The organism is Micromonospora saelicesensis (assembly GCF_900091575.1).
Classification (GTDB): domain Bacteria; phylum Actinomycetota; class Actinomycetes; order Mycobacteriales; family Micromonosporaceae; genus Micromonospora; species Micromonospora saelicesensis.
The window spans coordinates 381,160-402,739 of the sequence record NZ_FMCR01000007.1; the positions used below are offsets into that span (position 1 = coordinate 381,160).

General features: G+C 65.8%; 16 protein-coding genes and 1 pseudogene. 6 read left to right on the plus strand and 11 right to left on the minus strand.

The genetic code is table 11. From position 1 onward, the window contains the following. Nucleotides 1-20: 20 nt before the first annotated feature. Together GA0070561_RS28165 and GA0070561_RS28170 are read left to right on the plus strand one after the other, a co-directional pair. A complete protein-coding gene (locus GA0070561_RS28165) occupies nucleotides 21-221 on the plus strand; it encodes a hypothetical protein (RefSeq protein ID WP_091407183.1) in 201 nt (66 codons plus the stop codon). Between the two features lie 711 nt (nucleotides 222-932). Beyond that, entirely contained in the window at nucleotides 933-1,676 is a 744-nt protein-coding gene (locus GA0070561_RS28170; protein WP_141710479.1) for a hypothetical protein, read from the plus strand. Between the two features lie 11 nt (nucleotides 1,677-1,687). On the opposite strand, the pseudogene GA0070561_RS34375 reads toward GA0070561_RS28170, so the two are convergent. Beyond that, a pseudogene (locus GA0070561_RS34375) lies at nucleotides 1,688-1,786 on the minus strand (serine hydrolase); the annotation flags it as partial. Nucleotides 1,787-1,839: 53 nt separating this feature from the next. On the opposite strand from GA0070561_RS34375, the gene GA0070561_RS28185 reads away from it, so the two are divergent. Further along, complete coding sequence (locus tag GA0070561_RS28185) at nucleotides 1,840-2,289, plus strand: tyrosine-type recombinase/integrase (RefSeq protein ID WP_208603875.1); 450 nt, start codon at nucleotides 1,840-1,842, stop codon at nucleotides 2,287-2,289. Between the two features lie 362 nt (nucleotides 2,290-2,651). Here the strand turns inward: GA0070561_RS28185 and GA0070561_RS28190 are convergent, their stop codons facing one another. From GA0070561_RS28190 to GA0070561_RS28220, 6 genes are all read right to left on the minus strand, one after another. Beyond that, nucleotides 2,652-3,110, minus strand: a complete 459-nt coding sequence (locus GA0070561_RS28190) for a Pycsar system effector family protein (protein WP_091407190.1) — start codon at nucleotides 3,108-3,110, stop codon at nucleotides 2,652-2,654. After that, complete coding sequence (locus GA0070561_RS28195; protein WP_091407193.1) at nucleotides 3,107-3,781, minus strand: hypothetical protein; 675 nt, start codon at nucleotides 3,779-3,781, stop codon at nucleotides 3,107-3,109. The genes GA0070561_RS28190 and GA0070561_RS28195 overlap by 4 nt, the downstream gene beginning before the upstream one ends. Then, entirely contained in the window at nucleotides 3,778-5,688 is a 1,911-nt protein-coding gene (locus GA0070561_RS28200) for a hypothetical protein (protein ID WP_091407194.1), read from the minus strand. The genes GA0070561_RS28195 and GA0070561_RS28200 overlap by 4 nt, the downstream gene beginning before the upstream one ends. A 120-nt stretch (nucleotides 5,689-5,808) precedes the next feature. Beyond that, nucleotides 5,809-6,600 (minus strand): hypothetical protein, encoded by a 792-nt coding sequence (locus GA0070561_RS33340; protein WP_141710480.1) that lies wholly within the window; start codon nucleotides 6,598-6,600, stop codon nucleotides 5,809-5,811. Nucleotides 6,601-6,635: 35 nt separating this feature from the next. Then, nucleotides 6,636-7,337 carry a Crp/Fnr family transcriptional regulator gene (locus GA0070561_RS28215; protein WP_091407203.1) on the minus strand — a complete coding sequence of 234 codons (702 nt, stop codon included), beginning with the start codon at nucleotides 7,335-7,337 and terminating at the stop codon, nucleotides 6,636-6,638. A gap of 578 nt (nucleotides 7,338-7,915) precedes the next feature. After that, nucleotides 7,916-9,241, minus strand: a complete 1,326-nt coding sequence (locus tag GA0070561_RS28220) for a hypothetical protein (protein WP_141710481.1) — start codon at nucleotides 9,239-9,241, stop codon at nucleotides 7,916-7,918. 899 nt (nucleotides 9,242-10,140) lie between these two features. Here GA0070561_RS28220 and GA0070561_RS28225 point away from each other — a divergent pair. Both GA0070561_RS28225 and GA0070561_RS28230 read left to right on the plus strand, forming a co-directional pair. Continuing rightward, nucleotides 10,141-11,370, plus strand: coding sequence for a phosphoribosyltransferase-like protein (locus GA0070561_RS28225; RefSeq protein WP_091407208.1), 1,230 nt, complete (start codon nucleotides 10,141-10,143; stop codon nucleotides 11,368-11,370). 191 nt (nucleotides 11,371-11,561) lie between these two features. After that, complete coding sequence (locus GA0070561_RS28230) at nucleotides 11,562-12,716, plus strand: reverse transcriptase family protein (RefSeq protein ID WP_091407211.1); 1,155 nt, start codon at nucleotides 11,562-11,564, stop codon at nucleotides 12,714-12,716. Nucleotides 12,717-13,014: 298 nt separating this feature from the next. On the opposite strand, the gene GA0070561_RS28235 is transcribed toward GA0070561_RS28230, so the two are convergent. Next, the gene (locus GA0070561_RS28235; RefSeq protein WP_141710482.1) at nucleotides 13,015-13,779 is read right to left on the minus strand and encodes a hypothetical protein; all 765 of its coding nucleotides are present in this window, start codon (nucleotides 13,777-13,779) and stop codon (nucleotides 13,015-13,017) included. 1,454 nt (nucleotides 13,780-15,233) lie between these two features. Between GA0070561_RS28235 and GA0070561_RS28245 the strand changes: the two genes are divergently transcribed. Continuing rightward, nucleotides 15,234-17,333: a DUF262 and DUF1524 domain-containing protein gene (locus GA0070561_RS28245; RefSeq protein WP_091407215.1), complete on the plus strand. Its 2,100-nt coding sequence runs from the start codon at nucleotides 15,234-15,236 to the stop codon at nucleotides 17,331-17,333. Between the two features lie 354 nt (nucleotides 17,334-17,687). Here GA0070561_RS28245 and GA0070561_RS28250 read toward each other — a convergent pair whose 3' ends face one another. From GA0070561_RS28250 to GA0070561_RS28260, 3 genes are read right to left on the minus strand one after another with little or no spacing between them, the layout of a single operon-like run. Then, nucleotides 17,688-19,994 carry a vWA domain-containing protein gene (locus GA0070561_RS28250; protein ID WP_091407218.1) on the minus strand — a complete coding sequence of 769 codons (2,307 nt, stop codon included), beginning with the start codon at nucleotides 19,992-19,994 and terminating at the stop codon, nucleotides 17,688-17,690. Beyond that, nucleotides 19,955-20,437, minus strand: coding sequence for a transposase (locus GA0070561_RS34380; protein ID WP_091407221.1), 483 nt, complete (start codon nucleotides 20,435-20,437; stop codon nucleotides 19,955-19,957). The genes GA0070561_RS28250 and GA0070561_RS34380 overlap by 40 nt, the downstream gene beginning before the upstream one ends. Before the next feature lie 60 nt (nucleotides 20,438-20,497). After that, nucleotides 20,498-20,980, minus strand: a complete 483-nt coding sequence (locus tag GA0070561_RS28260; protein ID WP_091407223.1) for a hypothetical protein — start codon at nucleotides 20,978-20,980, stop codon at nucleotides 20,498-20,500. Nucleotides 20,981-21,580 lie beyond the last annotated feature (600 nt).

The following is a 21,580-nucleotide window of genomic DNA, read 5'->3' on the forward strand; positions in this document are numbered from 1 at the left end:
CCGCCGGGATCGACGCCGCAGTGGTCGACCACGACGCGCTGACCCGCGGCGACCCGCACCGCGCACTCACGGCCATGCCCGCCGGCGGTGCCACGGTCTACCACGGGTGGATACTGCGCATCGACCAGTACGCGGCCTTCGCCGACGTCCTCGCCGCCTGCGACGTCACCCTCCACACCAGCAGAGACCAATACCGCCGCGCCCACGAACTCCCCGGCTAGTACCACCAACTCGCGCCAGTCACCCCAACCTTCAACCGGACAACCAGCGCGAAGCGGACCGCGTTCGACCAGGCTCGGTACCGGCGCCTTCATCTGCGGGACAAGGGTGGAGAAGATGGTCGTACGGGAACTCGTGTCAGCCGAGCAGCGGCATCCGGATGCAACCAGGAATGGTCAGCTGTGGTCGCCACCGAGGCCAGGGACCAGCCTCTCCGCCCAGGGCCGGGCCGGACGTCACTCCCGTCCCAGGCGCATCTGCACGTGTATCGGGTGCCGACTACTCCTACCACAGCACTGGCGTATGGCCGCCGAACGGACGCTGACGGTTCGCCGTCCAACAAGACACCACGATCACCAGCGACGCGCTCTACGTCGAACTCGACCACTGCCGACAGGTCCTGACCACATCGCCGCGCGGACCGCCGATCCTCACCCAAGCCGACACCGCGCTCATCGACGGCGCCCGCTTATGCCGTTCCGTGCCGGTGGCATACCGCCTCATCCGCCCGTTGCGATCCCCTCGGTTACCGGGTTCGTTACCGCGGATCGTCAAGCGCTTCCCATGCCAGGCTGTCCGGACGAACTCCTGCCTCGCGCGACCGCCAGCGGCTACAACCTTCGACCAGCAGAGCGAATGTGTACCGCGCGCCTGGGCGCGCGGTGTCGCAAGGACCGTTGCTTCAAGAGATCACCTGCGGCACCATAATCGCGATGATTAAGCACCTGGACTGGGTAGACCGCTACGTCGACGGGCAACAAGATCGGGTATGGCACGAGATGCGGCAGCTGGGGAGCCGTGTCCGTGAGCCAGCCTTCGCCCCGCAGGCGCAGGCGGTATGCGACGAGATGGCCCGCCGAGCCCGGAGCAACATCGAAACGCTTGTCGCGCGACTGCGCGAGCAGGGCTACCGATTCCACCGGAACGACGACGACCAGACCCCGACAGAGCCATACACGCCGCCGGGCCCGAAGGCGGAAGAGCTCCTTCACTGGCTGGAACAGCGTCTCGGCCCACTCCCGATGGTGCTGTCGTCGTGGATCCGGATCGTGGGCGACGTGTGGTTGGTGGGAACGCATCCGCAATGGCCCAACTCGGCTGCGGCCGACCCGCTCGTGCTGGAGTTGGCGGGTTCCCGCTACCCGAACAGCGACATCCGCGACTACTTCGCGGAAGAGATCGAGGCGTGGCAGGAAGACCAGGAAGACCAAGACGAGCTGTTCCTGCTACCCGTCGCGCCCGACCATTACCACAAGGACAACGTCAGCGGCGGCGGCCCCTACGGCCTCATCCTGCCCGACGCATCCGCCGACGCGTACTTCGTCGGCGAGGCACGCATGCCCCTGATGGCCTACCTCAACTGGGCCTTCCGGCACGGCGGCTTCCCCCGTCCCACGGGCGACCAGGCACAGTGGCGGGTCATCCACCAGCTGAGCGAAGGCCTCCACCGCCTCTGACGGACGCAAGTCTCCGCGCCGGTGTCGAGGTCGCGGACCAGGAAGGCGCCGTGCAGCCCTGCCTCGGCGAGCAGGTCCTGGGCGTTGCGTACCACCGCGATGGCGCTCATGTCGGACCTCCGGTCGAAGGACTTCCCGGTGGCGACCCCTCCGTCGGCCGCGGGTGACCGTCGGAGGCGCCCAGGCAGCGCGCGACGTCCGCGTACAGGACCGCGGTGAGCTGATCGAGGTCCTCGCGTGTGCCGGTGGCGACGTCGTAGCCCCGCAGAAGCCGCGGGCCGGCGAGAGGACGCCAGTGCAGGTCGACAACCTCGACCTCGTGTTCGCCAGACCTGATGGGCAACCCCTGCGGCCGCAGTACGTGCTCGACCACCTGCGCCGCCTCACCGCCGACGCCGGGCTCCCGGCGATCCGGGTGCACGACCTGCGACACATCGCCGCCACCATCATGATCAACCAAGGGGTGCCAATGGCCGTGGTGTCCAAGACGCTGCGCCACAGGAACGTGGCCACCACCGTCGACATCTACGGCCATCTCACCCGCGACGCTGCCGCCGACGGCGTGAGCGCCACCTGCGCGGCCCTCGACGCGGCCGACGCCCGGGTCGCCTGACCGCTTTTGCAAGATCCGCGCTTGGGTGCGACAGCAGCGCGACAATACAGCCCTAAAAAGATCACAAGGGATATGCCTCCATCGGCATATCCCCTGGTCAGATACGTCGGGACGGCCGGATTCGAACCGACGACCCCTTGACCCCCAGTAGTTGAGGGCCCCAGCGACGTGCTCAAGCACGTTCTCCCAGGTCGCGTGAAGTGTAAACCAGCCGAGTAAAGGAGTCATCGCACCACTCCCCCGGACCGGATGCAACGGCTGCTGAATGCGGCCAACTGGCACACGGACGCTGTCCGGGACGACCTGCGTGGCTATCCGACGCAGGTCGTCGATGAGGCCGGCTTGCTGAACAGAAAAACGTCTTACGTAAGAGCTACGGCCACGACGGCCACGACGCCAACCACTAGCGCGCGGATGGACCAGGTAATCCGGGTGAACTTTCGATGGGCCACCATGTTCGCGGCCCAGATTTGCCCGACGACCGCCCGTTCGAACGCGTCCTCGTCGGCTGCCGCCTCTACCCAGGCGTCGATGAAGGCTTCCCGGTCGTCGCCGTACCGACGAACGACGTGGTCGTAGTAGTGCAGCGACCATGCGGTGGTTACCTGCCGTCGCGGCGCCAGCGTGTAGAGCGCCAGCAACGCGCTAAGCATGACACTGACGCTGGCGACGAGCAGTGCGCCTTTGGCCCAAGAGCCGTGAGCCGACGGTAATTGCCCGGCAAGGATCCCGGCGGCAGCCAGGACGGCGGCCGCCTTCACATCGGCGAAGCGGATCATCTCATTCGCCTGCTGCAGCGTGGCTCGTTCCGCCTCCCTCATGAGGCTTCCAGTCGTTCCGCCAGATCAGGCTGGTCATACGAGGAGAAGAGCTGCCCCAGCTGCCCGAGCAGATATCGGCGGTCGCCGTCCTCAAGCCGCCCAAGAAAGTCACCGATCAGCTTGGCAATCACCAGGAACCGGGACTCGCCGACATCCCCGAACTTCTCAGCGATCTTCTCGAAGTTGATGGTGAGTAGCTCTTCTGGCTGGTCAGGGTGGTGGTAGAGCCAATAGCTGCGGGCGACGTCGGGACGAGAGTAGACGCTTTCCCGCAGGTACCGTATCCGCTCGAGCTCGGCCTGCTGCTTTAGCCGTTCGAGGGCGGCTTGCCGGTCGATCTCCAGGATGGCTTCCACTGCGATACGGGCTTGCCGAGTAACCGTCAGCTTGACGCGGACGCCGTTGACCTTCCGGGTGTTGATCTCGATCTCTGCGTTGCCGGCCTGGGTGACGCTGTATTTGGCGGTCACCTGACCGGCCCACTCCGTGATCTTCTGCCGCACCGTCCAAAGGGCGGCCTGATCGTTTCTCTGCCATAAGACCTGAAAGGTCGCGTCGAACGCTACGTGTGGATGGCAGCTGGGCAGCTCGGCGGAGAAGGTAACCGGCTGTACGGGATCCTCGGGCCTCAGCCAGAGGCCCAACAGGCGGTCAAGCCAGTTCTCGCTCATGGGGCGACCAGTGGGTTCGCTCGGTGGAGCCGCTCGTTGAGCCGATCACGCGCTTCGCGGGCGGCCGGCGCCTCGGCGTCGCGGGCGAGTGGCTGCCAGTCGTAGAGCAGGGCGGACATGCGGGCGAAGCGGCTACTGGCACCCTGGCCGAACCCGCCAGCGCGGACCATCAGACCGGTGATGAGGTCCTCGTAGGCGGGACCCTCGACCGCCGCGTCTAGCCAGCGGAAGAGCGCCTCACGGAATTCGCCCTGCGGCCCTTCGCCCGTGAACAGAAGCGTGAAGGCTTGTACCAACCCAGCTTGCAGCTCCGCGTCGCTAGCCAGCTCGGCGAGGAGGAAGCCGGCCCGGTCCCGAGTTTCGGAAATCGCCGCCAGGGCGCGCAGCCCGACGTCGTGCCGCCGGTCCTGCGCGGCCGTCCAGTCGACGACCCGGCGCAACGTCGCCTGCCGGTGCAGCGGCCGGTCCCACAGCGACCGCACAGCATCCACGACCCCGTCGGTGACATCATCGATCCCCCGTCCGGCCAGGTTGTTCAGGCGGGTCAACACCGCCTGCGGATACGCGTCTGCCAACTCGCCGCCGCACACCGCGGCGACCGCGCAGAGCAGCGTCACGCTTCCCGACTGGACGGCCCACTGATTGAGCCGACCGCGCATCGCCGCCCCGGCCTCAGGGCTCATCGCAACCGCCGTCATAAGGTCGACAACCAGCGGTCGCAGTGTCTGGTACCCCCACCACCGCTCGGTCAAGGTACGCACTTCGGGGGCGTCGGCCCCGGGAAGGGCCAAGGTCACGGCGAGCATGGCCGAGGCCACCTGTCCGGCGACACGGACGTTCGGGGATCCTCCACGACGCATCGGCAGGTCGGACGCCCAGCTCCAGAGGCGCGTACGGAAGGCCTTGGACTGGTCGGCGTGCACAAAGCGCAGGATCGCGACGTTGTAGGACGGCAGGGTGAAGACGATCCGGTGCTCGTCGTCGATCCGGGCGTTGACGCTCTTGGCAAGCTGGCGGATCCCCGGGGCGCCGATGCCGCCGCGCACGTTCGCCGGTTCCGACAGCTTCTCGGCGAGTTTCTCCATGGCGTGAAGGACGTTGGTGGCCTGTCCCCCCTGCAGGAAGGCAAGGGCAATGAGGAAGAGCCTGGTCCGCGCATCGACGTTGTCTTCGAACCAGGTGGCCAGTTCTTCGTCCCAGTTCTGGTAGGCCTGGACCGACTTGCCGGCGATCTCGGCCAGCGGCTCCTGGGGATTCCCGACCGCGGCCCTGATCCTGTGGGACAGCCTCGCGATCTGGGCCGGAGTGGCACCCTCTAGCATCGCCGGTATCGGCGGAGTCCTGAGCAGTGTGTCCACGTCCAGGCGGGCTCGCTGGTCGTCCAGGAGCTGGCTCAGCAGTTTCTCGCGTTCAGGAGCGGTGACCGTGAGGACGGTGAAGCCCGGAACGTCCTCGGGCCTTTCGAGGCTCTTGCGGTCGACCAGGACGACGAGGTACGAGTCCCCCTTTTCTACCGCCTCTCGGTAGGCGATGAGAAGCTCACGCAAGCGGCCGTTGCGGCTTCCGGGCGGCACCGTGAGCAGGTAGGCGGATGGGCCGTACGACGACCAAGGCACCTCGTCGACGGGCAGGAGCCGTTGCTGATCGTCGTCGGTCGGGATCTCCCGCCGAGGCGAGGGAACGCCGCCGAGCAGCCCGACCGCGGCGGTCCGCCGACCGGTGCCGGGTTCGGCCACCAGCAGGACGTGGCGCCGCTCCCGCAGGATTCCGGCGGCAGCTTCCCTGGGCAGTCCGCCCGGGCCGTAAAAGCGCTCTACGAAGGTCCCAATCGTCTCCTGAACGAAGGCGTCGGACAGCTCCCGGGCGGCCCTGTAGCGTCCGAGCCAGTTGTGGACGTTCTGCACCATATCGCCCTCGACGCGAGGCCGCCTGACCGCTGTTCTCTTCGATGTAGGGGCCGTCGTCGAGGTCGTCGGCGTAGGACTCGTCGATGTCCGGATCCATCGGCTCAATCGAGTCGGTAGTCATCACTCACCGCCCCGGTGCTGCGTCATGCTCTCGACCGTGGTGGCGACCTGACCGTCGTTCCGCTTCACCCTCGGCCCGGAGATCCGAGGCCCTGGGCGCTTCCCTGCCATCGGCCTCGACGGCGGCGCGGCCAGCGGTTCGGCCGGCATCACGCCGAGGAGGTTCCCGGAGACCTCCGGGATGTAGAGCCACGCCTGTCGGCTAAACGCCTTGCCGTCGACCGTCGCCGTGACCGGGAGGCAGCGGTCGGGTTCCATCCTGGCGTACCCAGCGGCTATGACGTCCTCGAAAACGCGATCGGAAAAGATGCAGGCTACGAATGTCACGCGAGGACTGGCAGCGGCGAGCACGGCCCTCACCGGCACCGAATCGAGCAGGCGGTGCGTGTCGTTGCGCGAGTCCCCATTGCCGGTCCAATAGGGATTCTCTGGATCCGCCGGTAGCGGCCCGACATGCAGGCTGACCCTCAGCTGAAGGCGTTCACGCGCCTGACGGTTGTGCTCTGCCAGGCGTTCCTGCAGCAGGCGCGGGAACGGGTCCACCAGGTAGGGCAGGACCCGCGGCGGAAGGCCAACCGCGAAGCCATCACCGGCAGGGCCGAGGAACGCCGGGCGATCCCACTCGGCCCCCAGCCCGGCGCCGGTGAGGGCGTCACCCACAAGGTCGAGCAGATTCTTGCTGACCGCCTCTTGGGCGCTGCCTGGTTCGGCGGTGAAACCCTTGGCGTCCACGGCCAGAATCGCCCGGTACGGTGGTAGGTCGATCGAACGTGCGAACGGGATGTGTTCCACGGGAGCCCTTCCTTGAGAACGGGACCCCCTCAGCGTCAGCCGGGTACGCGCGGTTCTCTGCCCAGTTCTGGGCGGAAACCCTGTGACCGATAGCTCAGCGCCGCGGGATCCACGATGGTGATCTCGCGTCGTCCGGTAGCGACGATGCCTGCCTCGCGCAGGGCGGTGAGCTCGGTAACGACCGCGTTGCGCGAGGTGCCGACCAGTTCCGCGAGTTCCGCCTGGGACAGCCGGATCAGGGGCTGCCCGTCGGCACGCCGGCTCTCGCGGTCGAGCTGGATCAGCGCCCGGGCCAGCCGCTCCCGCACAGGCAGCACGGCCAGCGCCACACGCTGGGCGTCCGAGGTGCGCAGCCGGCCCACCGTGTAGGCGGCGAAGCCCGCCGCGAACGCGGGCCGGGTCAGGAAACGCCGGAACTGTGGGCCGGTCAGCAGCCGCGTGACCGTACTGGTGAGGGCGGTGACCGTGGCCGACCGGGGTTGCAGGTCGACGGCGGCCAGGTCGCCGACGACATCGCCAGCGGCCCGCAGCGTCAGGATCGCGCGGCTACCGTCGCTCTCCGACCGCACAATTTTGACGCAGCCGGCAAGGACCACGTGCACGTGCTGGGTGGTATCACCCTGACGCAGAAGCACGTCGCGGGGCTCGAAGCGCACGGGGATCCCGGTGCCCTGCACTCGATGCCACTCGTCTTGCGGGAGATGAGCGACGAGTCCGGATGCACCGTAGTCACGCATGCACAGAATGTATCGCCGACGATCGCGAAGGGTGGCGACGGATCAACAGCGTTGCCGGGCTTGGCTCGGTCCCGCACCGCCACCCTTCGCCGCTTCGCCTCACTGAGCAGGGTCTTGGTGAAGACCGCATCCAACGGCCGATAGCCCCTGTCTGCGGCTAATGGCCGAGTGCTCCAGCGGGCTCGTCGTGCCTGGTCTGGGCCAGGAACCCTCCCGTCACCGCGATGCCGATGGTGGTAGCGGTCTCGGCAAAACCCCGAAGAACTTGCACAACACGAGCCATGCGTCCCCGCCTCCTCCCGGTGCACTTCCCTGACCTTTGAGACCTGAACTCATCCGGTTGTCCCAGGAGTGACTGCGTAAGAGTTCCACACATCGCCACACACATCGCGGTCGAGCCGACTCGAACGGACACGCCCGACCCAGGCCACGCACGACGTACCGAATCCATGCTAGCCAAGCCGTCCGTCCGGTGCCGCCTACGGCGCGCGGCGCCACTGCTACGGTCAGGTGGTTCGCCGTTCCCTGGCTGCCGGTGGCTCGCGTTTCGAGTGATACCACCCCCGTCGGTCGCCGATTCAGGTCGGTATCTCCACTGCGCGGGGCCAGGCCATCGGCGATGGCGCTCGGACGTCGGCAGGGAGATGGGGCACGAGGGCTGGCTGGAGGTGGCGCAGTTTCGCGTGCACCGCGTTCCAGGTCCCTTGCGCGAGCCGTTCCACAGGGCAGCGGCAGCTGTTGTGGGTTTCGTTCGGGGTGACACGGGCGCGTACGCAGGCGAAGGCGTCGTTGCCGACGTCCGCGCGCAGCAGGTGCCACCGACCGGCTTGCTGCTCCACGGGTGTCGCGGCGAAGACCTCGGGAGTCTGGGGCAGGTACAGGCGGTTGCCGTGATGACGCAGGAGATAGAGCCCGTCTACCGGGTCGATCTCGTCGCCGGTGGGCTGGTGGGTGGCCAGCCAGGCGACCGCGTCGGCGGCGGAGTCCGGCCCCCACAGGTATTGCGTCGGGACACGGGTCGTGACGTATCGGGAGTCGAAGCGCTCGGCCTCGTAGCCGTCAGGCACCCCGCGGTACAGGATCCACCGGGTGGTGGGATCCTCATCGGCGGTGAGGTTCTCCGCCCGCGTGAACTCCTGGACCCCGGTGGTCGGGTTCCAGCCGACCGCGAGCGTCTCGCGTCGCACTGGTGCCGGGTAACACCTGCCGTCGGGGGTCGCGACGCCCCATAGCTGATTGATGAACTCGGCAAGGTCACGCAGCTCGAGTGTCGCCTCGACCGGGGTGTGGATGTGATGTGGTCGCGAGTGGGCGAGGTGGTTGCGCATCTTGACGACCACCTGTTCGCCCTGTCGGGCCCGCTGTCCCCGCAAGAGTTCGTGTTCGCGTGCCCAAGCCAACAGGTCGGTGAGCATGCCAGCGAAGCGCCTCGGCGCCCCGCTACCAGCGGGCAAGCGGAGCCTACGTCTGCGCAGATGCTTGGCGATGTCGTCGTAGTTGGCGCTGGTCAACGGCTGCGGTCGGGCCTCATCGTCGGTGAACGGAATCACCCGGCCGTGATAGAACTCGACGAATCGAGCACGTAGAGCGGGCTCGTAGAGGCCGACGGCAGCGTCAGCAACGACAGTGAACTGCTCGTAGTCGACCACACCCAAGCTGTGCTGGTCACGCAACCGCTCGAAGCTCGCCCGAAGATCGGCAGGCACGGCATCGGTCAGCACCGCGCCGGCGATCTGGGAGCGCTGAAAGGCAAGCGCGTCATCCTCATGTAGAAGCCCGCCGAGGCTCAACCCCATCGAGGTGAAGCGCAGCGTCCGCTCATCCGGCTTCGTCAACTCAGCGAACACGTCTACTCCCGTCATCCCTTCATGGCAACAGGACAGCGTCCACCGCCGCAGGCGCAAACGGCATCCCACATTCGGATGAAAGAGCTAACGACCTTCCAGCGTCTACTCGGCCCTCGGGGCTACGACCCGAGAGCGTGGGAGGCACGTCATGGCGCCCCTTGACGCAGGCGAGGCCATGCGACGTCTCGTCACCGAATTCAGCAACTTGGTCTCGTAGCGCGGCCCAACGTCGGAAGCCCTCCCTAGTACGGCGGAGCGGATGGTCTCTATCGTGGTCTGGGCGATGGCATGCTGGCGCACCGACTACGGGCGAGATGGCCAGATTCCGCCAGTACTGGACTGGCGCCGGCGGTGACCGGCTCAAGATCGGCATGCGTAGCCTGAATCGCTGGGAGATGAAGAGGTAATTGCTACCGGCGGCCGCCGTGCACGAAGGTCTACACAGCCCAGTAGGAAGCGGCGGCCGCCGGCACCGAGCCGACGGCGAGAACCCACTCGTCGCCGAGCGTGCCGATGATTAGGTCGCGGTTCTCAAACCGCAGCACGAGACCAGCGAGGACGCGTCACCGTCGTGGCCGAGGATCAGACGTCGCCCCCGCTGTGTCGACTTGGGTGATGACAATGTCGGTCACGGTTACCCTCGCCGCCGCGAGGAGTCCAGGCAGAGCCCACCGAAAGCGCGACTCAGCTTCCGCCGGTATTCGTCGACCGCGACGGCGGTCACCTCTACGTCGGACCGGCCCGACGGTGCGACCTCGCCGGTGACCAGAGCGAATCGCGAGAAGCAATTCGTCTGGCGCAGGAGTCGGAAGGCCGTCACGGTTTTGATGGTTCGAGGCAGGTTCCGGCTTGCACATGTCGGGGCCGAGCAGGCGCGCCCGGGGGTCGGGAATCCTGTCACTGAACTGGCAGAATTCCCGATCACCCAAGTCTGACCGCATTGCTAGGGTGGACCGGTGACCCTGCGCCCTAGCGAGACGAGCCGAGGGCGTCGGTGGCTCGCAAACTTCAGCCTCGATGAACGCCAGGCCGCCAGGTTGTTGATCGACAGTCTTCGGGTGATCTCCTCTGCGCGCTTCCGGATCACCTTGTCGGAAGCCCTAGATGCTGCAATCGGCGAGTTACGAGGGCCTGTTGGTGTCTACCCGGTGCGTGAACTGCCGAGCGACCCGAGCACCGCCGAACGGTCCCAAGCGGACGATCGCGCCAGCAGCCTTCTGCCACTGGACCACCCATTCACCGCAGTCCCCGGCAGCGAAGGGGTGGTCGGCAACATCATCCGTGATGTCGTCGGCAGGCGACCGCAGTTTCGCCGAGCCGCGTCTTACAACTCGCTGGACAGGTTGCGGCAGCACAGGGTGCGATCGCTTCTTTTAGTGGACGACTACAGCGGCACCGGTAATCAGATCGTCAGTTACGTGAACGCCTGGATGCGCCATCCCACAGTCAGGAGCTGGCACTCATATGGCCTGCTGCGCATTCACATCCTCCTGCTCGCGGCCTCGGCGCAGGCTCAGCAGCGCCTGGAGGATTCCCGGTTCGTCGCAAGCGTGCGGTATCTGGAACGAGGACTTGGCTTCGACACCGCGCCGTGGACGGAGCGCGAGCGCGAAGCGGTTAAGGCGTTGTGCCGGAGATACGCCCACAAGCCCGATTTCGCCCTCGGATATCGTGAGACATGCGGCCTGCTGACGTTGCATCACACTGTACCCAACAACCTTCCCAACATTCTCTGGCAGACGAAGTGCCCCCGGGTTCGTAACTGGTCTTCCTTGTTCAGCAATCGCGTCATGTCTCCGCAGCTACAGACGGAACTCGACGACTACCGGCTGGAAACTGATCCGAAGCGCATCTGCACCATCATTAGGCAGGAGCGCCTTGGTGATGCCCTAGACGCGCAAGCGAACACGACCGTGCGGATTCTGCTCCTGGTGCTCGGTGCCATCGAAAGTGGACATCGCGATCCGATGGCGCTCGGGAGCCTGCTTGGTCTCAGCCTCGAAGCCGCGCAGCGAACGCTGGAAGCCTGCCAGGAGCTGAGACTGCTTGACGCCGCCGGTCGACTGACCAACGAGGGACGCGCCGAGTTGCGACGCGCTCGAAACCGCCCCACGTCGCCCGCGGAAGCGCCTGCAAGCGGTGAGGAGGGGCCCTACTATCCTGTGACCCTGAGGGGAGCCGTGTGACATCTAGATCCAGGTCGGCCCGTCGGGTCGACCACGGCCGCAGCGAGTCCGCGGTGCGAGAGCGGGCCGTGAGTTTCTCACGCGCTCCGTTCAATCCCACGTTCGCGTGCGGTCGCGAAGACGCTGCATCCTCGATGCCTCGGCGCGTCTTCGCGACCCCGCTGCCGCGATGGGAAGGAATTCAAAGGTAGATGACTATCGGCTCCCCTCACCTCTACCGGCGAGACGGACGCGCGGAGGGCAAGCCCGAGGCACTGCTCGACGCAGCGCTTGCCCAGGCTTATGCAGTCGAGGCCAACGGGCTCGCCGCGGTTCTCACGCTCAACCACCTTGCAGTGCGCACCGGCGTTTCTTACAACTACCTGCGCGGAATCGTCTCCCGGACGTTCGACCCCTACGCTGATCTCGTTATCGAGCGCCGCAACGGACGAAAAATGCGTCCGATTTCTGTTCCGGACCCACCACTAATGAGGGTGCAACGGTGGATCCTGCACCGCATCGCGAGCCGAATCCCAGTGCACACGGACAGCTACGCGTATCAGGCCGGCTCGTCGATCCGTGCCTGCGCGATGCGACACGCTGGGGCGCGATGGCTGGTCAAGCTCGATATCAGAAATTTCTTCGAAACCATCAATGAACGTCAGGTCTTCTCGCTGTTTCATGAGGCGGGGTACGTCCGACTCGTGTCACTCGAACTGGCTCGGCTGTGCACCCGATCTGCTGCGCATGCTAGCCACGTCGATGTACGTCATTTCGGGGGCGACGTGCGGGATCGCGTCATCCAATCCTACAATCAGCCTGTGCTCGGCTTCGTGCCTCAAGGTGCGCCCACCAGCGGCGCACTGGCCAACGCGATTTTCCACGAGTTGGACGTTACGTTCTCAACACTCGCGCATCGCGAGCGGATGGTATACACGCGATATGCTGACGACCTGACGTTTTCCTCGATCGAGGAGTTCGACCGCAGCCGGGCAGCCCAATTGATCCGTAAGGTGGGTTCGGAACTGCGGAGCGAAGGTTTTTCCCTGCACCAACAAAAGACCCGAATCGTTCCTCCGGGTGGTCGCAAGCTTGTGCTCGGCTTGCTGGTAGACCGCGACGACGTGAGACTTAGTCGCAGCATGCGGAGTCGGATCGCCGAAAACGTGCGCGGAGTTGAAAAGTTCGGCCTCGCGACGCACGTCTTGCACCGGCGGTTCAGCTCGCTCGACGGATTTGTCCGGCACGTCTCCGGGCTACTGGCGTTCGCGACCGACGTGGAACCGGGGTGGGCGCGGCATATGAGCAAACGGTGGCAAGCCGCGCTTCGCGCAAACAACTGGCTCGACTTCACATTCAACAGGTGAAACGCAGCATCGCACTGGAGCTGCACTCGCCTGCTTAGTAAGTGGATCGGGTGCACCGGAGTGAAATGTGAAAGGCTGCCCTGCAAGGACAATGCATAGGCGGCCCACGATCGCGCGTACGACGAATTCGGATCGCACCGTTTTCTACGCTCACGGCGGCCGATGCCCGACGCCCGACGTCCACCCGTCGGCCTGTCGGTTCCACGAGCTCGGGCACGTCACCGGCATCCGGGGCTGTCGATGCACGCCCGCATTGACCCGAGGTAGCGGAGCACCGACACGAAGTCCTACAGAGGCGTCAGGAACTCGCTCTAACCAGGAACTGATTGGACCAGTCCCTCTCGATCTCGCTTGGCAGCGTGAGATGGGTGACGACGACCGCCTGGAATCCCGTCGTACGCTTGGCAAGCAGCTCGAACATCCGAAAAGCGCGGCTCGGGTGAAAAGAGTCAAGCAGCTCATCGACCAACAGCAGCGTTGGACCCTCCTCGGCATGTATCTGCGCCATCTCGATCGCCACCTCTAAGAGGATATCTAAAGCCTGCGAGGTACACGGGGAGTCGTCGCTCTTTATTGGCTGACGCAAGGAAGCCAGGTGCACAATCGGCCGACCTCCGACGATCTCCACGTCCTGCACCTCACCGCGGACCCGGCTCGGAACCTCCGCCAAGATGTCGATAAAAGTGCTCACGTCGATGGATAGTGCAGCGGCTAAGTCTAGAATTGTTCCTCTGCCGCAGTCAGGATAACGTGGAACGACTGTGCGATAGGGTTCCGTCACGATCGCCCCATGTCGGGCATCCAAATCGAACCGCAGCCTGCCGTCATGGGCCTTTATCTTCAACGTGTGTGGCTGGGGGTCAAACCAGCGAATCTCCGCTGCCAGGTCGCCCATCCAATTACGACTTCTGGCGCGGCCATATTGCGTGGCACTCGCCAGCAGTTCGAGCAACACGCTCTTTCCGCTCTCGTTGTGGCCCTGCACCAAGTTCAGCACCGACAACTCGATGGTCCGGGCCTTCAGCGCCGCCGGACCCTTGCGTATCGTGATCTCAGTGATCAACCCGGTTGATATAGTTGCGCCGCGCATTTCGGCCCGAAGGTACGCCTCGTGTACTCGACCCCATGTATGCAGCAAGGCTGCAGGGTACCCGTCGCCTTGATTAGTGTCGACGAGCCGGCCATGGTGCGCACACAACCAGATCCCGTTGCCAACTTCCTGTCGCTGCTTGAATGTCAGCCCACCAGTCCCCCGCGGCCCGCCTTCAGCAGCGGCGTAGATATGACACGCCATGCCTATCCGGGCCACGTCGTCCGGGCTAGGCCCGGGCCCTATCGTGGAACTCCGGCAGTCTGGCTTTGAACAGCGGTAGCCAGCCCGCTCGGCTAATAGTCGACGGACCTTCGGGGAAAAATCAGCACGGCCGGTCGTCACCGAAGCATGCTGACACATATCACCGACACTTTCGGACACGACGGGGACGGTCAGGCACTGCCGGGCTCGCCCGCTTCCGTCCCCGAGGCCGGCGGAGTTCGCCAGTGGCCGCGCGGGCCAGCACGCGGATGGTGTGCTCGATGTCGACGCGGCGCATGATTACCTGCCATGGCAGGTCACCCGGTGTCGGTGGCGGTCACTCCCGACCATTCGTGCCTCGCGAAGACCGGGCGGCGGTCATCCCACAGCCACCCGTTCGCTAGGACTTGGTGACGGGTGTGGGCGTGCCGTGGTGTTTGTCGACGCGTTTGCGGGTTCCGACGGTGCGGAAGCCGCAGGCGGCATGCAGGGGCGAGGTTGGGCGTGTTCTCGGGAAGATTTCGGATTGGACGGTCCATATCTCAGCGGTCTCCCTGGCGGTGATCGGCACGTTGAGTAGGGGCGGCCGATGCCTTGCCGCCGCTGTCGGGGTGAACGTAGACGGAGCGCTCGACGACGCCGGCATAGACGTAGCGGCCGGAGACCGGGCTGCACGCGGTCCAGCCGAGCTCGGTCGCGTCGGCGTCGAGAGCGACGAAGCGGTGCTCGGGCAGGCGGGAGGCGGTGAACCGTTCCCCGGTGGTTGGTTGCCGAGCTGACCGACTTCCCGGCGGTACTGACCAACAAGGTTCGTTTCGAAGATGGCGTTGCCGGTGGCGATGCCGAGCCGGTAAATCTCCAGCAGCTTCGGCGTGATTCCCACAGCGGGCCGCTGCGGCGCCAGCTCGGGTACTCCTCCAGTAGATCGTTTTTTCGCGTAGGGGCTGCCGCGAGGGTGTCCAGGTCGTTCGTTACAAACGATCTTGGATGCTCTCGATGTAGTCTCCGCAGACACTTTGGATACCCCCGAGGTCGCCTACGTCACCGGCGGGCAGGCATGCGACTGGCGGCTGGCTTTGCCTAACGAGGCGCGCCTGCGCCAGCACGCTCCTGGACAGGTTCGCATCGAAATCGCCGGCTGGCAGAGGCATCGACGCGACAGCCGGAGGCATCCCGGATCCCCTGACTCCAGACAGCACACCAACCTCGGGAGAGGAGCCGCAGTGAAGGCATCGGAAACCAAGTTGCTGGACCTGCTCGCCAAGGGCAGCCAGTTCGTCATCCCCATCTACCAGCGCACCTACTCCTGGGCGCAGTCGGAGTGCGCACAACTGTGGGATGACATCGTCAGGGCGGGAACCGACGACAGCCTCAACGCCCACTTCATCGGCTCGATCGTGCACGTCGAGAAGGGCCTGTCGAACCTCACCTCGCAGGAGCCGAACCTCGTCATCGACGGCCAGCAGCGCCTGACCACGGTCACGCTGCTGGTCGCCGCGCTCGCCGAGGCCCTCGGCCGGCTTCCCGAGCAGAACCGTGAGCCACTCGACGGGTTCTCGCCGAAGAAGCTGCGCAACCGGTACCTCGTCAACAACGACGAGGAAGGTGATCGCTACTTCAAGCTGCTGCTGTCGCAGACCGACCGCGACACCCTCAAGGCCATCGTCGGTGGTGCCCAGCTCCCCAAGCACCGCTCTGAGCGCATCGAGAGCAACCATGCCTACTTTCAAGGCCGACTGGGATCTCAGGGAACCGACTACGGAGCCATCTGTCGGGGTCTGGCCAAGCTGGTCGTCGTGGACATCCGGCTAGACCGCTCCCAAGACAACCCGCAACTGATCTTCGAGTCCATGAACTCCACCGGCCGCAAGCTCTCCCAGGCCGACCTAATCCGCAACTTCGTGCTGATGGGCCTCGAGCCGTCCACCCAGGAGCGGTTCTACGCCCAGTACTGGCGCCCCATGGAGAGCGACTTCGGCCAGGCCGCCTACGAAGCCCAATTCGACGACTTCGTCCGCCACTACCTCACGGTAGTGACCGGCGAAATCCCCCGACTCGCCGACATCTACGAGGCGTTCAAGGCCTACGCTCGGGCGGCAACCAGCGATACCGGCTCGGTGGAGCCCTTGCTCAGTCAGCTCCGGGACTACTCCGGCCGGTACTGCGCGGTGGCGCTCGGGCAGGAAAAGGACAAGCGCCTCGCCGCTGCCTTCCAGGACCTCCGCGAGATCAAGGCCGACGTGGTCTATCCGCTCCTGCTTGAGGTCTACACCGACTATGAACTCGGCACCCTCACCACCGGAGAGGTGGCCGAAATCGTCGACCTGTTGACGTCCTACATTTTCCGTCGGGCCGTCTGCCGCGTCCCCACCAACTCGCTCAACACGACATTCGCCACGTTCGGCAAGGGGCTACGGAAGGAGCGCTACCTCGACAGTGTGAAGGCGCGCTTCCTGTCGATGAAGAGCTACCGCGCCTTCCCCACCGACCCCGAGTTCGCCGAAGCCCTGAAGACCGCGGACCTCTACCACTTCAAACGCCGCTCCTACTTCCTGCGGCGCCTGGAGAACCACAACCGCAAGGAGGTCGTGACGATCGAGGACTACACGATCGAGCACATCCTGCCGCAGAACGAGAAGCTCTCACAAGAGTGGCGTGACGCCCTCGGCGACAACTGGGGCGAGATCCAGGCCCGCTACCTGCACACCCTCGGCAACCTGACCCTCACCGGATACAACTCCGAGTACAGCGACCATCCCTTCACGGTCAAGCGCGACATGAATGGGGGATTTAAGCACAGCCCTCTGCGGCTGAACCAAGGGCTCGGCCAGCTCGACACCTGGAACGCAGACACGATCCAGTCCCGCGCGGCACGCCTGGCTGATGCCGCGCTCGACATCTGGCAGATGCCCGAGCTGCCCCCCCAAGTAATGGCGGAGTTCCAGCAGCCGCGTGCCGAGACGGCGTTCTCCATCGAGGACCACCCGAACCTGCTCCCGCCGGCTCGTCGGGCGCTATTCGACAAGTTCCGGTCCGAGGTACTGGCGCTCGATCCCACCGTAACCGAGCAGTTCCTCAAACTGTATGTGGCCTACAAGGTGGAGACCAACTTCGTCGACGTCGTCCCGCAGGTCGCCAGGCTCAGGCTCAGCCTCAACCTGCCGTTCGAATCCCTCCACGACGAGCGTGACCTCGCTTGGGACGTCACCGGACGGGGCCACTGGGGCAACGGCAACGTCGAGGCCGGCCTCGACGAGAGCAGCGATTTCACCTACATCATGGGCCTGGTGCGTCAGGCCTACGAGTACCAGATCGCGGAGTGAGCGGTTCGGTCAGCTAGTTGGCCTGAGGGGCTGCTGCTGAGAAGGGCAGGGTTTCCCCTCGTCGGATAGGTGGGTCCCCAGTCGCAGAGTTCGCTCGGCTGTGGGCCGATGTGTTGTGCGAGGCGCGAAAGCCTACGAGCTCGCGAAGCAGGGGCTCAACGCGCCAGCCCTCGTCCTGGTTGGCGCAAGCGACCCCTGGCCACTCGCCAACAGGTGGTGGCCGCCGCCATCCCGGACGCCCACTGGCATGTGGTCAGCGGGCGGCCACTTCGCGGCGCTTGCCCCCGCCTACACCCACGGCCCTGCTTGACTTCCTCGGCGCGGCAAGCTGATGCGCGTCCGTTTCATCTGCGGTCAGCCGCGGGCTCCCTCGCGGCCCATGAACTCACTCAGCGGCGCCTTTCGGAATCCAGGATGGCCGGCGAACGCTGCCCACGTCGCATCGCGCGCTGGCTGATGATCGCTCGCCACATACACGCGGCACCCGGCCCGCAGCAGCGCGCGGGTCTCGACCTGGACGTCGATCCCGTACGGGCACCGATCGGCCGTGTGGGCGGGTGCGTCCGTAAGGACGAGGATGACCTGAGGTCCCAGATCGTCGACCAACTCCCGGCACCGCTGCATCGCGTCCTCCAGCGCCTCCTCCACGTCGCCCCCGTGGCCGGATGGCGCCACCGCCACGGCCTCAAGCAACGCCGCCATCGTCGGGGCGGGCCCGAACTTGCGAACCAGGAAGGGCTCGGGGTAGCCGTGATCGCTGTACAGCACGGCTCGGATCTGGTCGAACGACGACCACTCGGCGGCTCCGAGCCGCGCCAGCGCCGCGGTCAGGTACGTGTGCATGCTGGCTGTCACATCGATCACTAGCACGAGTCCGCGCGGTTCAGGCGGCGCGGCCACCCGGTGCTCGGCGGCGCCCGGTGACAGCGCCCAACTGACCGACGCACCGAACTCCGGCGGCACATTGCCCGGCCGGAACTGACCGGCCAGATGCATCCGGGTCCAGAAATCACCGCGATTCACCTCCGGCTGCTGCCGGGGCTTGATGTCACAGTGGTTGCACACCCACGTAGCCCTCGGTCGAAGGCCGTTGGCGTATCGCAGCGCCACGCCGATCGGCGTCTTGTCATTCGGGTCCGGCATGCCGTCCGACAGGGGACGGACCCGGCCGAGCCGCATCTCGTACTGGTCTTTCGCTTCGACGACGAGAAGGTCGCGCCGGTGGTCGCCGGGGGTCGAAACGGCGACGTCAGGCGTCAGCTCCACGCCGCCGGCCACGCGGGCAGGTTCTCGCCACACCTCCAAATGCGCGGCCGGCGTCGCGCCATGCCGCAGCATGCCGACGGGGCGATCTGTTCGGCCCTCGGACAGGCGCCATACGTCGCCGTCCTGAAGCAGTCCCGGCAGCTCGACGATCCAGCCGGCGTGCTCGGCCGCATCGAGCGTGGCGCACAGCACCCAAACCTCGTACAGCAAGCTCCGGTTTTGCCACAGTGGCAGGTTGAGGTACTCCTGGACGGCCCGGTGGAGGACCTCGACGCTCATCGAGCCGGTCTTGCGGAAGACCCGCCGTTGCAACCATTCGCTGGCCTCGTCGCAGGCGGTCCGCAGCTGGTTAAGCCACGTGGCGAGCGTGTCGGGCGTCGCGAACAGCCGGAGTTCCAGGTCCGCGCGCCTGGCGGTGGGCCAGTGACCAAGGCGCCACATGGCGATGAAGCCGGCCAGTTCCTCCAAGTTTGATTGTCGCCCACGACCGCTGCCGGGCAGAACAACGGCATCGAGGTGCTCGTCCAGCCCGATGTCGCTCGGTTCGTTGACGCCGTGCAGATGCTCCGGCGTGGCCGTGGCAACGAGAACACGCTGCCCGGGACGCCCCGCGGGTTCGGCGGTCGCGACCTGTTTTGGCCACTCGTGAAGCTGCGGGTCGACATCGGTCAGGCGGAAGACGGGTGCGCGGTCGAGGTTCGCCAGGTGAGCGCGGACGAGCCGCTCACCGGCCGCGACGAGCGCCTTGCCGGCATTCTCCGCCGCCCCGATGACGGCCAGTGGCCCGGACCAAGCAGGTTCGTGTTCCGCACGCGCCTGCAACGCAGGCCGGAGCCACGCCAGGTGCAGCAGCGCGTCGGGCAGCCGGAAACCGTCCGCGGAATCGACCGGCCAGGTTCCGTAGAGGCCACCGCCGTCCCACAGGACAAACGACCGGACTGCATCCTCGTCGATCGTTCCGGTCTCTACGGCGCGAACCGTCCGCTCCAACGACCGGATCCGTTCGATGAAGGCCTCACTAATGGTCAGCCCGGCTACGTCCAAGCCGTCGCGCGAAATCCTGAACGTTCGCGGTCCCCCGGTCGTGACGGCGTGCTTCGCCAGCCGCGCGTAGATGTCGCGGACCATGGCCGTATACCGGCCGCCGCATCGCAGAAGCTCGCTAACGAGGGCGGACAGCGACGGTGCCGACTCGGCGAGCTGCCTGGCGGCCTCGCGGCGGATCAGCCGCTTCTCGTCGACCTTTCCCCGTAACGGCCAAGCGATCGCGTCGAGGTCGATGTCGAAGGCGCCAAAGATCTCACCAATTGCTCCCGAATCCTGCTTCCCGGTGCCGATCTCGAGTCCGTCAACGATCAGCGTCGCAAGATCGCGGCGTGGAACGATGTTCGCCATGACAAACATCCTTCACGACCGCCGGTCGTCCGGCTACGCCGTTTCAGCCCCCGGGGAGTCGCCGGCGAAGTCGATGACTGCTCCACGGAGTTGAATGTCGACGGCCCAGCGGAAGCCGACGATTTCACCTTCCCAGACTGCCTCGTCGAGGGCGCGGCCCCGGCCAGGCAGGTGAGTGCCTCCGGCGTCGGGAAGCGGCCGCAGGCGTCGCCGATCTCACCCAGAACGCGGGCCGCGCGGACGATCCCCGCATGGGGCAGGGACGTGAACACTCCCGCGTCGGGATGCTGCAGCAACTGGATCTCAATCTGCTCCTCCAGCGCGCTGATCTGCTCCCGCAGGGCGGTGAGCCCGGCCACCAACGCAGCGGTGACGTGCGCCCGGGCGGTGGCTTGAGGACCGGTGGTCCAATGATGACCCTGGACGTCAACTTCCGACATCATCCGCAGGACCGAGTACCGATTGCCACAGTGCTCAATTTGCCGATGCCCGAAGTTCCGGCGTCACCGATCGTCATAGGGCGGCCGGCGCTCGGATGAGGCGTGACCGGCCCGCATCATCTGTCGCAGGACGGCTACGAACTCCTCGCTCTGGCTGAGCGCCATCCGCCGGAACATCGCGGCACGGCGTACACGCCGCAGCCGCGAAAGCCGGTGGGTACGATCCCAACGCGAGTGGGTGCGGAACCGTTCCCAGGCGGACTGGCGACTGACCCCGAGGGCATCGGCAACCTGTTCCCAGGTCATGCCATGGCGGCGGGCCAACTCGACCTCCAACTCAAGTAGCCGCTCGGCCGCAGCCGAAATTTCGGCTGCGGCCGCGATCCAGTCGGCGAATTCGCTGTCTCCCCGTGGGCCCTGCGACGGCTGCCGCTCCATCGCACTCGCAGCGACTCGGTGCTCGTGAGCAAGATCGGTCAACGCTGCGCCGAGGCAGGACAGCGCATACGCGTGCGCCTTCAAGGTATTTCTGTACGTCCGCGCCATGCTCTGATGTTGTCAGGTTTTTCCTGACCGGGAAATCTTGAGTTCTCGCTGGTCAGCCGCTCGGACGAGATACGGAGGTCGGAACGCGTCCACCAACGTTGCCCCATCGCTTGAGGTCGGTGAACGTTGGCCGTGTGTCGAGTAAAACAACCTCGCCCCAGCAGACTTCGACAGTTCCAGACGCCTCTACGCCGTCCACACAGCGGTCCGGGCCTCCCGACCCGTCGCGCGCCATCTGGACCGCCATCATCCTGCTCGCCGCGATACCCGTCGGCTCCGCCACCGGCTTGTTGTCAGTCGCCGGCGGGATGCCGGTGCCCCTAGCGATCATCGCTGGCGGCGGCGCCTTCGGCGGCACTGTCGCGCTATTGCTGGCCCTAGCGCAATTCCTCGACGGAGATCAAACTCGATGACCTTCCTGGATCCCACATCAGGCAGGGCTTGGCCTGACAGTGAGCCGCTGACACGAGCGGAGCACACGTCGCCGATCGTCCACCCTCCGACCCACCTTGCTGTCAGCCGGAACCACATGGTCGGTTTTCAGCGGAGCCGGCAGGAGAAGCTCTTTCGCCGGTCGGAAGCCTTAAAGGCACCTCGTGC

What these genes read in the sequence shown, in the direction of transcription:
- GA0070561_RS28200 (WP_091407194.1), bottom strand. Translation starts at nt 5,688, where the DNA reads ATGGTGCAGAACGTCCACAACTGGCTCGGACGCTACAGGGCCGCCCGG.
- GA0070561_RS28215 (WP_091407203.1), bottom strand. Translation starts at nt 7,337, where the DNA reads ATGCGTGACTACGGTGCATCCGGACTCGTCGCTCATCTCCCGCAAGAC.
- GA0070561_RS28190 (WP_091407190.1), bottom strand. Translation starts at nt 3,110, where the DNA reads ATGAGGGAGGCGGAACGAGCCACGCTGCAGCAGGCGAATGAGATGATC.
- GA0070561_RS28260 (WP_091407223.1), bottom strand. Translation starts at nt 20,980, where the DNA reads ATGGCGCGGACGTACAGAAATACCTTGAAGGCGCACGCGTATGCGCTG.
- GA0070561_RS34380 (WP_091407221.1), bottom strand. Translation starts at nt 20,437, where the DNA reads ATGATGTCGGAAGTTGACGTCCAGGGTCATCATTGGACCACCGGTCCT.
- GA0070561_RS28170 (WP_141710479.1), top strand. Translation starts at nt 933, where the DNA reads ATGATTAAGCACCTGGACTGGGTAGACCGCTACGTCGACGGGCAACAA.
- GA0070561_RS28250 (WP_091407218.1), bottom strand. Translation starts at nt 19,994, where the DNA reads ATGGCGAACATCGTTCCACGCCGCGATCTTGCGACGCTGATCGTTGAC.
- GA0070561_RS28230 (WP_091407211.1), top strand. Translation starts at nt 11,562, where the DNA reads ATGACTATCGGCTCCCCTCACCTCTACCGGCGAGACGGACGCGCGGAG.
- GA0070561_RS28195 (WP_091407193.1), bottom strand. Translation starts at nt 3,781, where the DNA reads ATGAGCGAGAACTGGCTTGACCGCCTGTTGGGCCTCTGGCTGAGGCCC.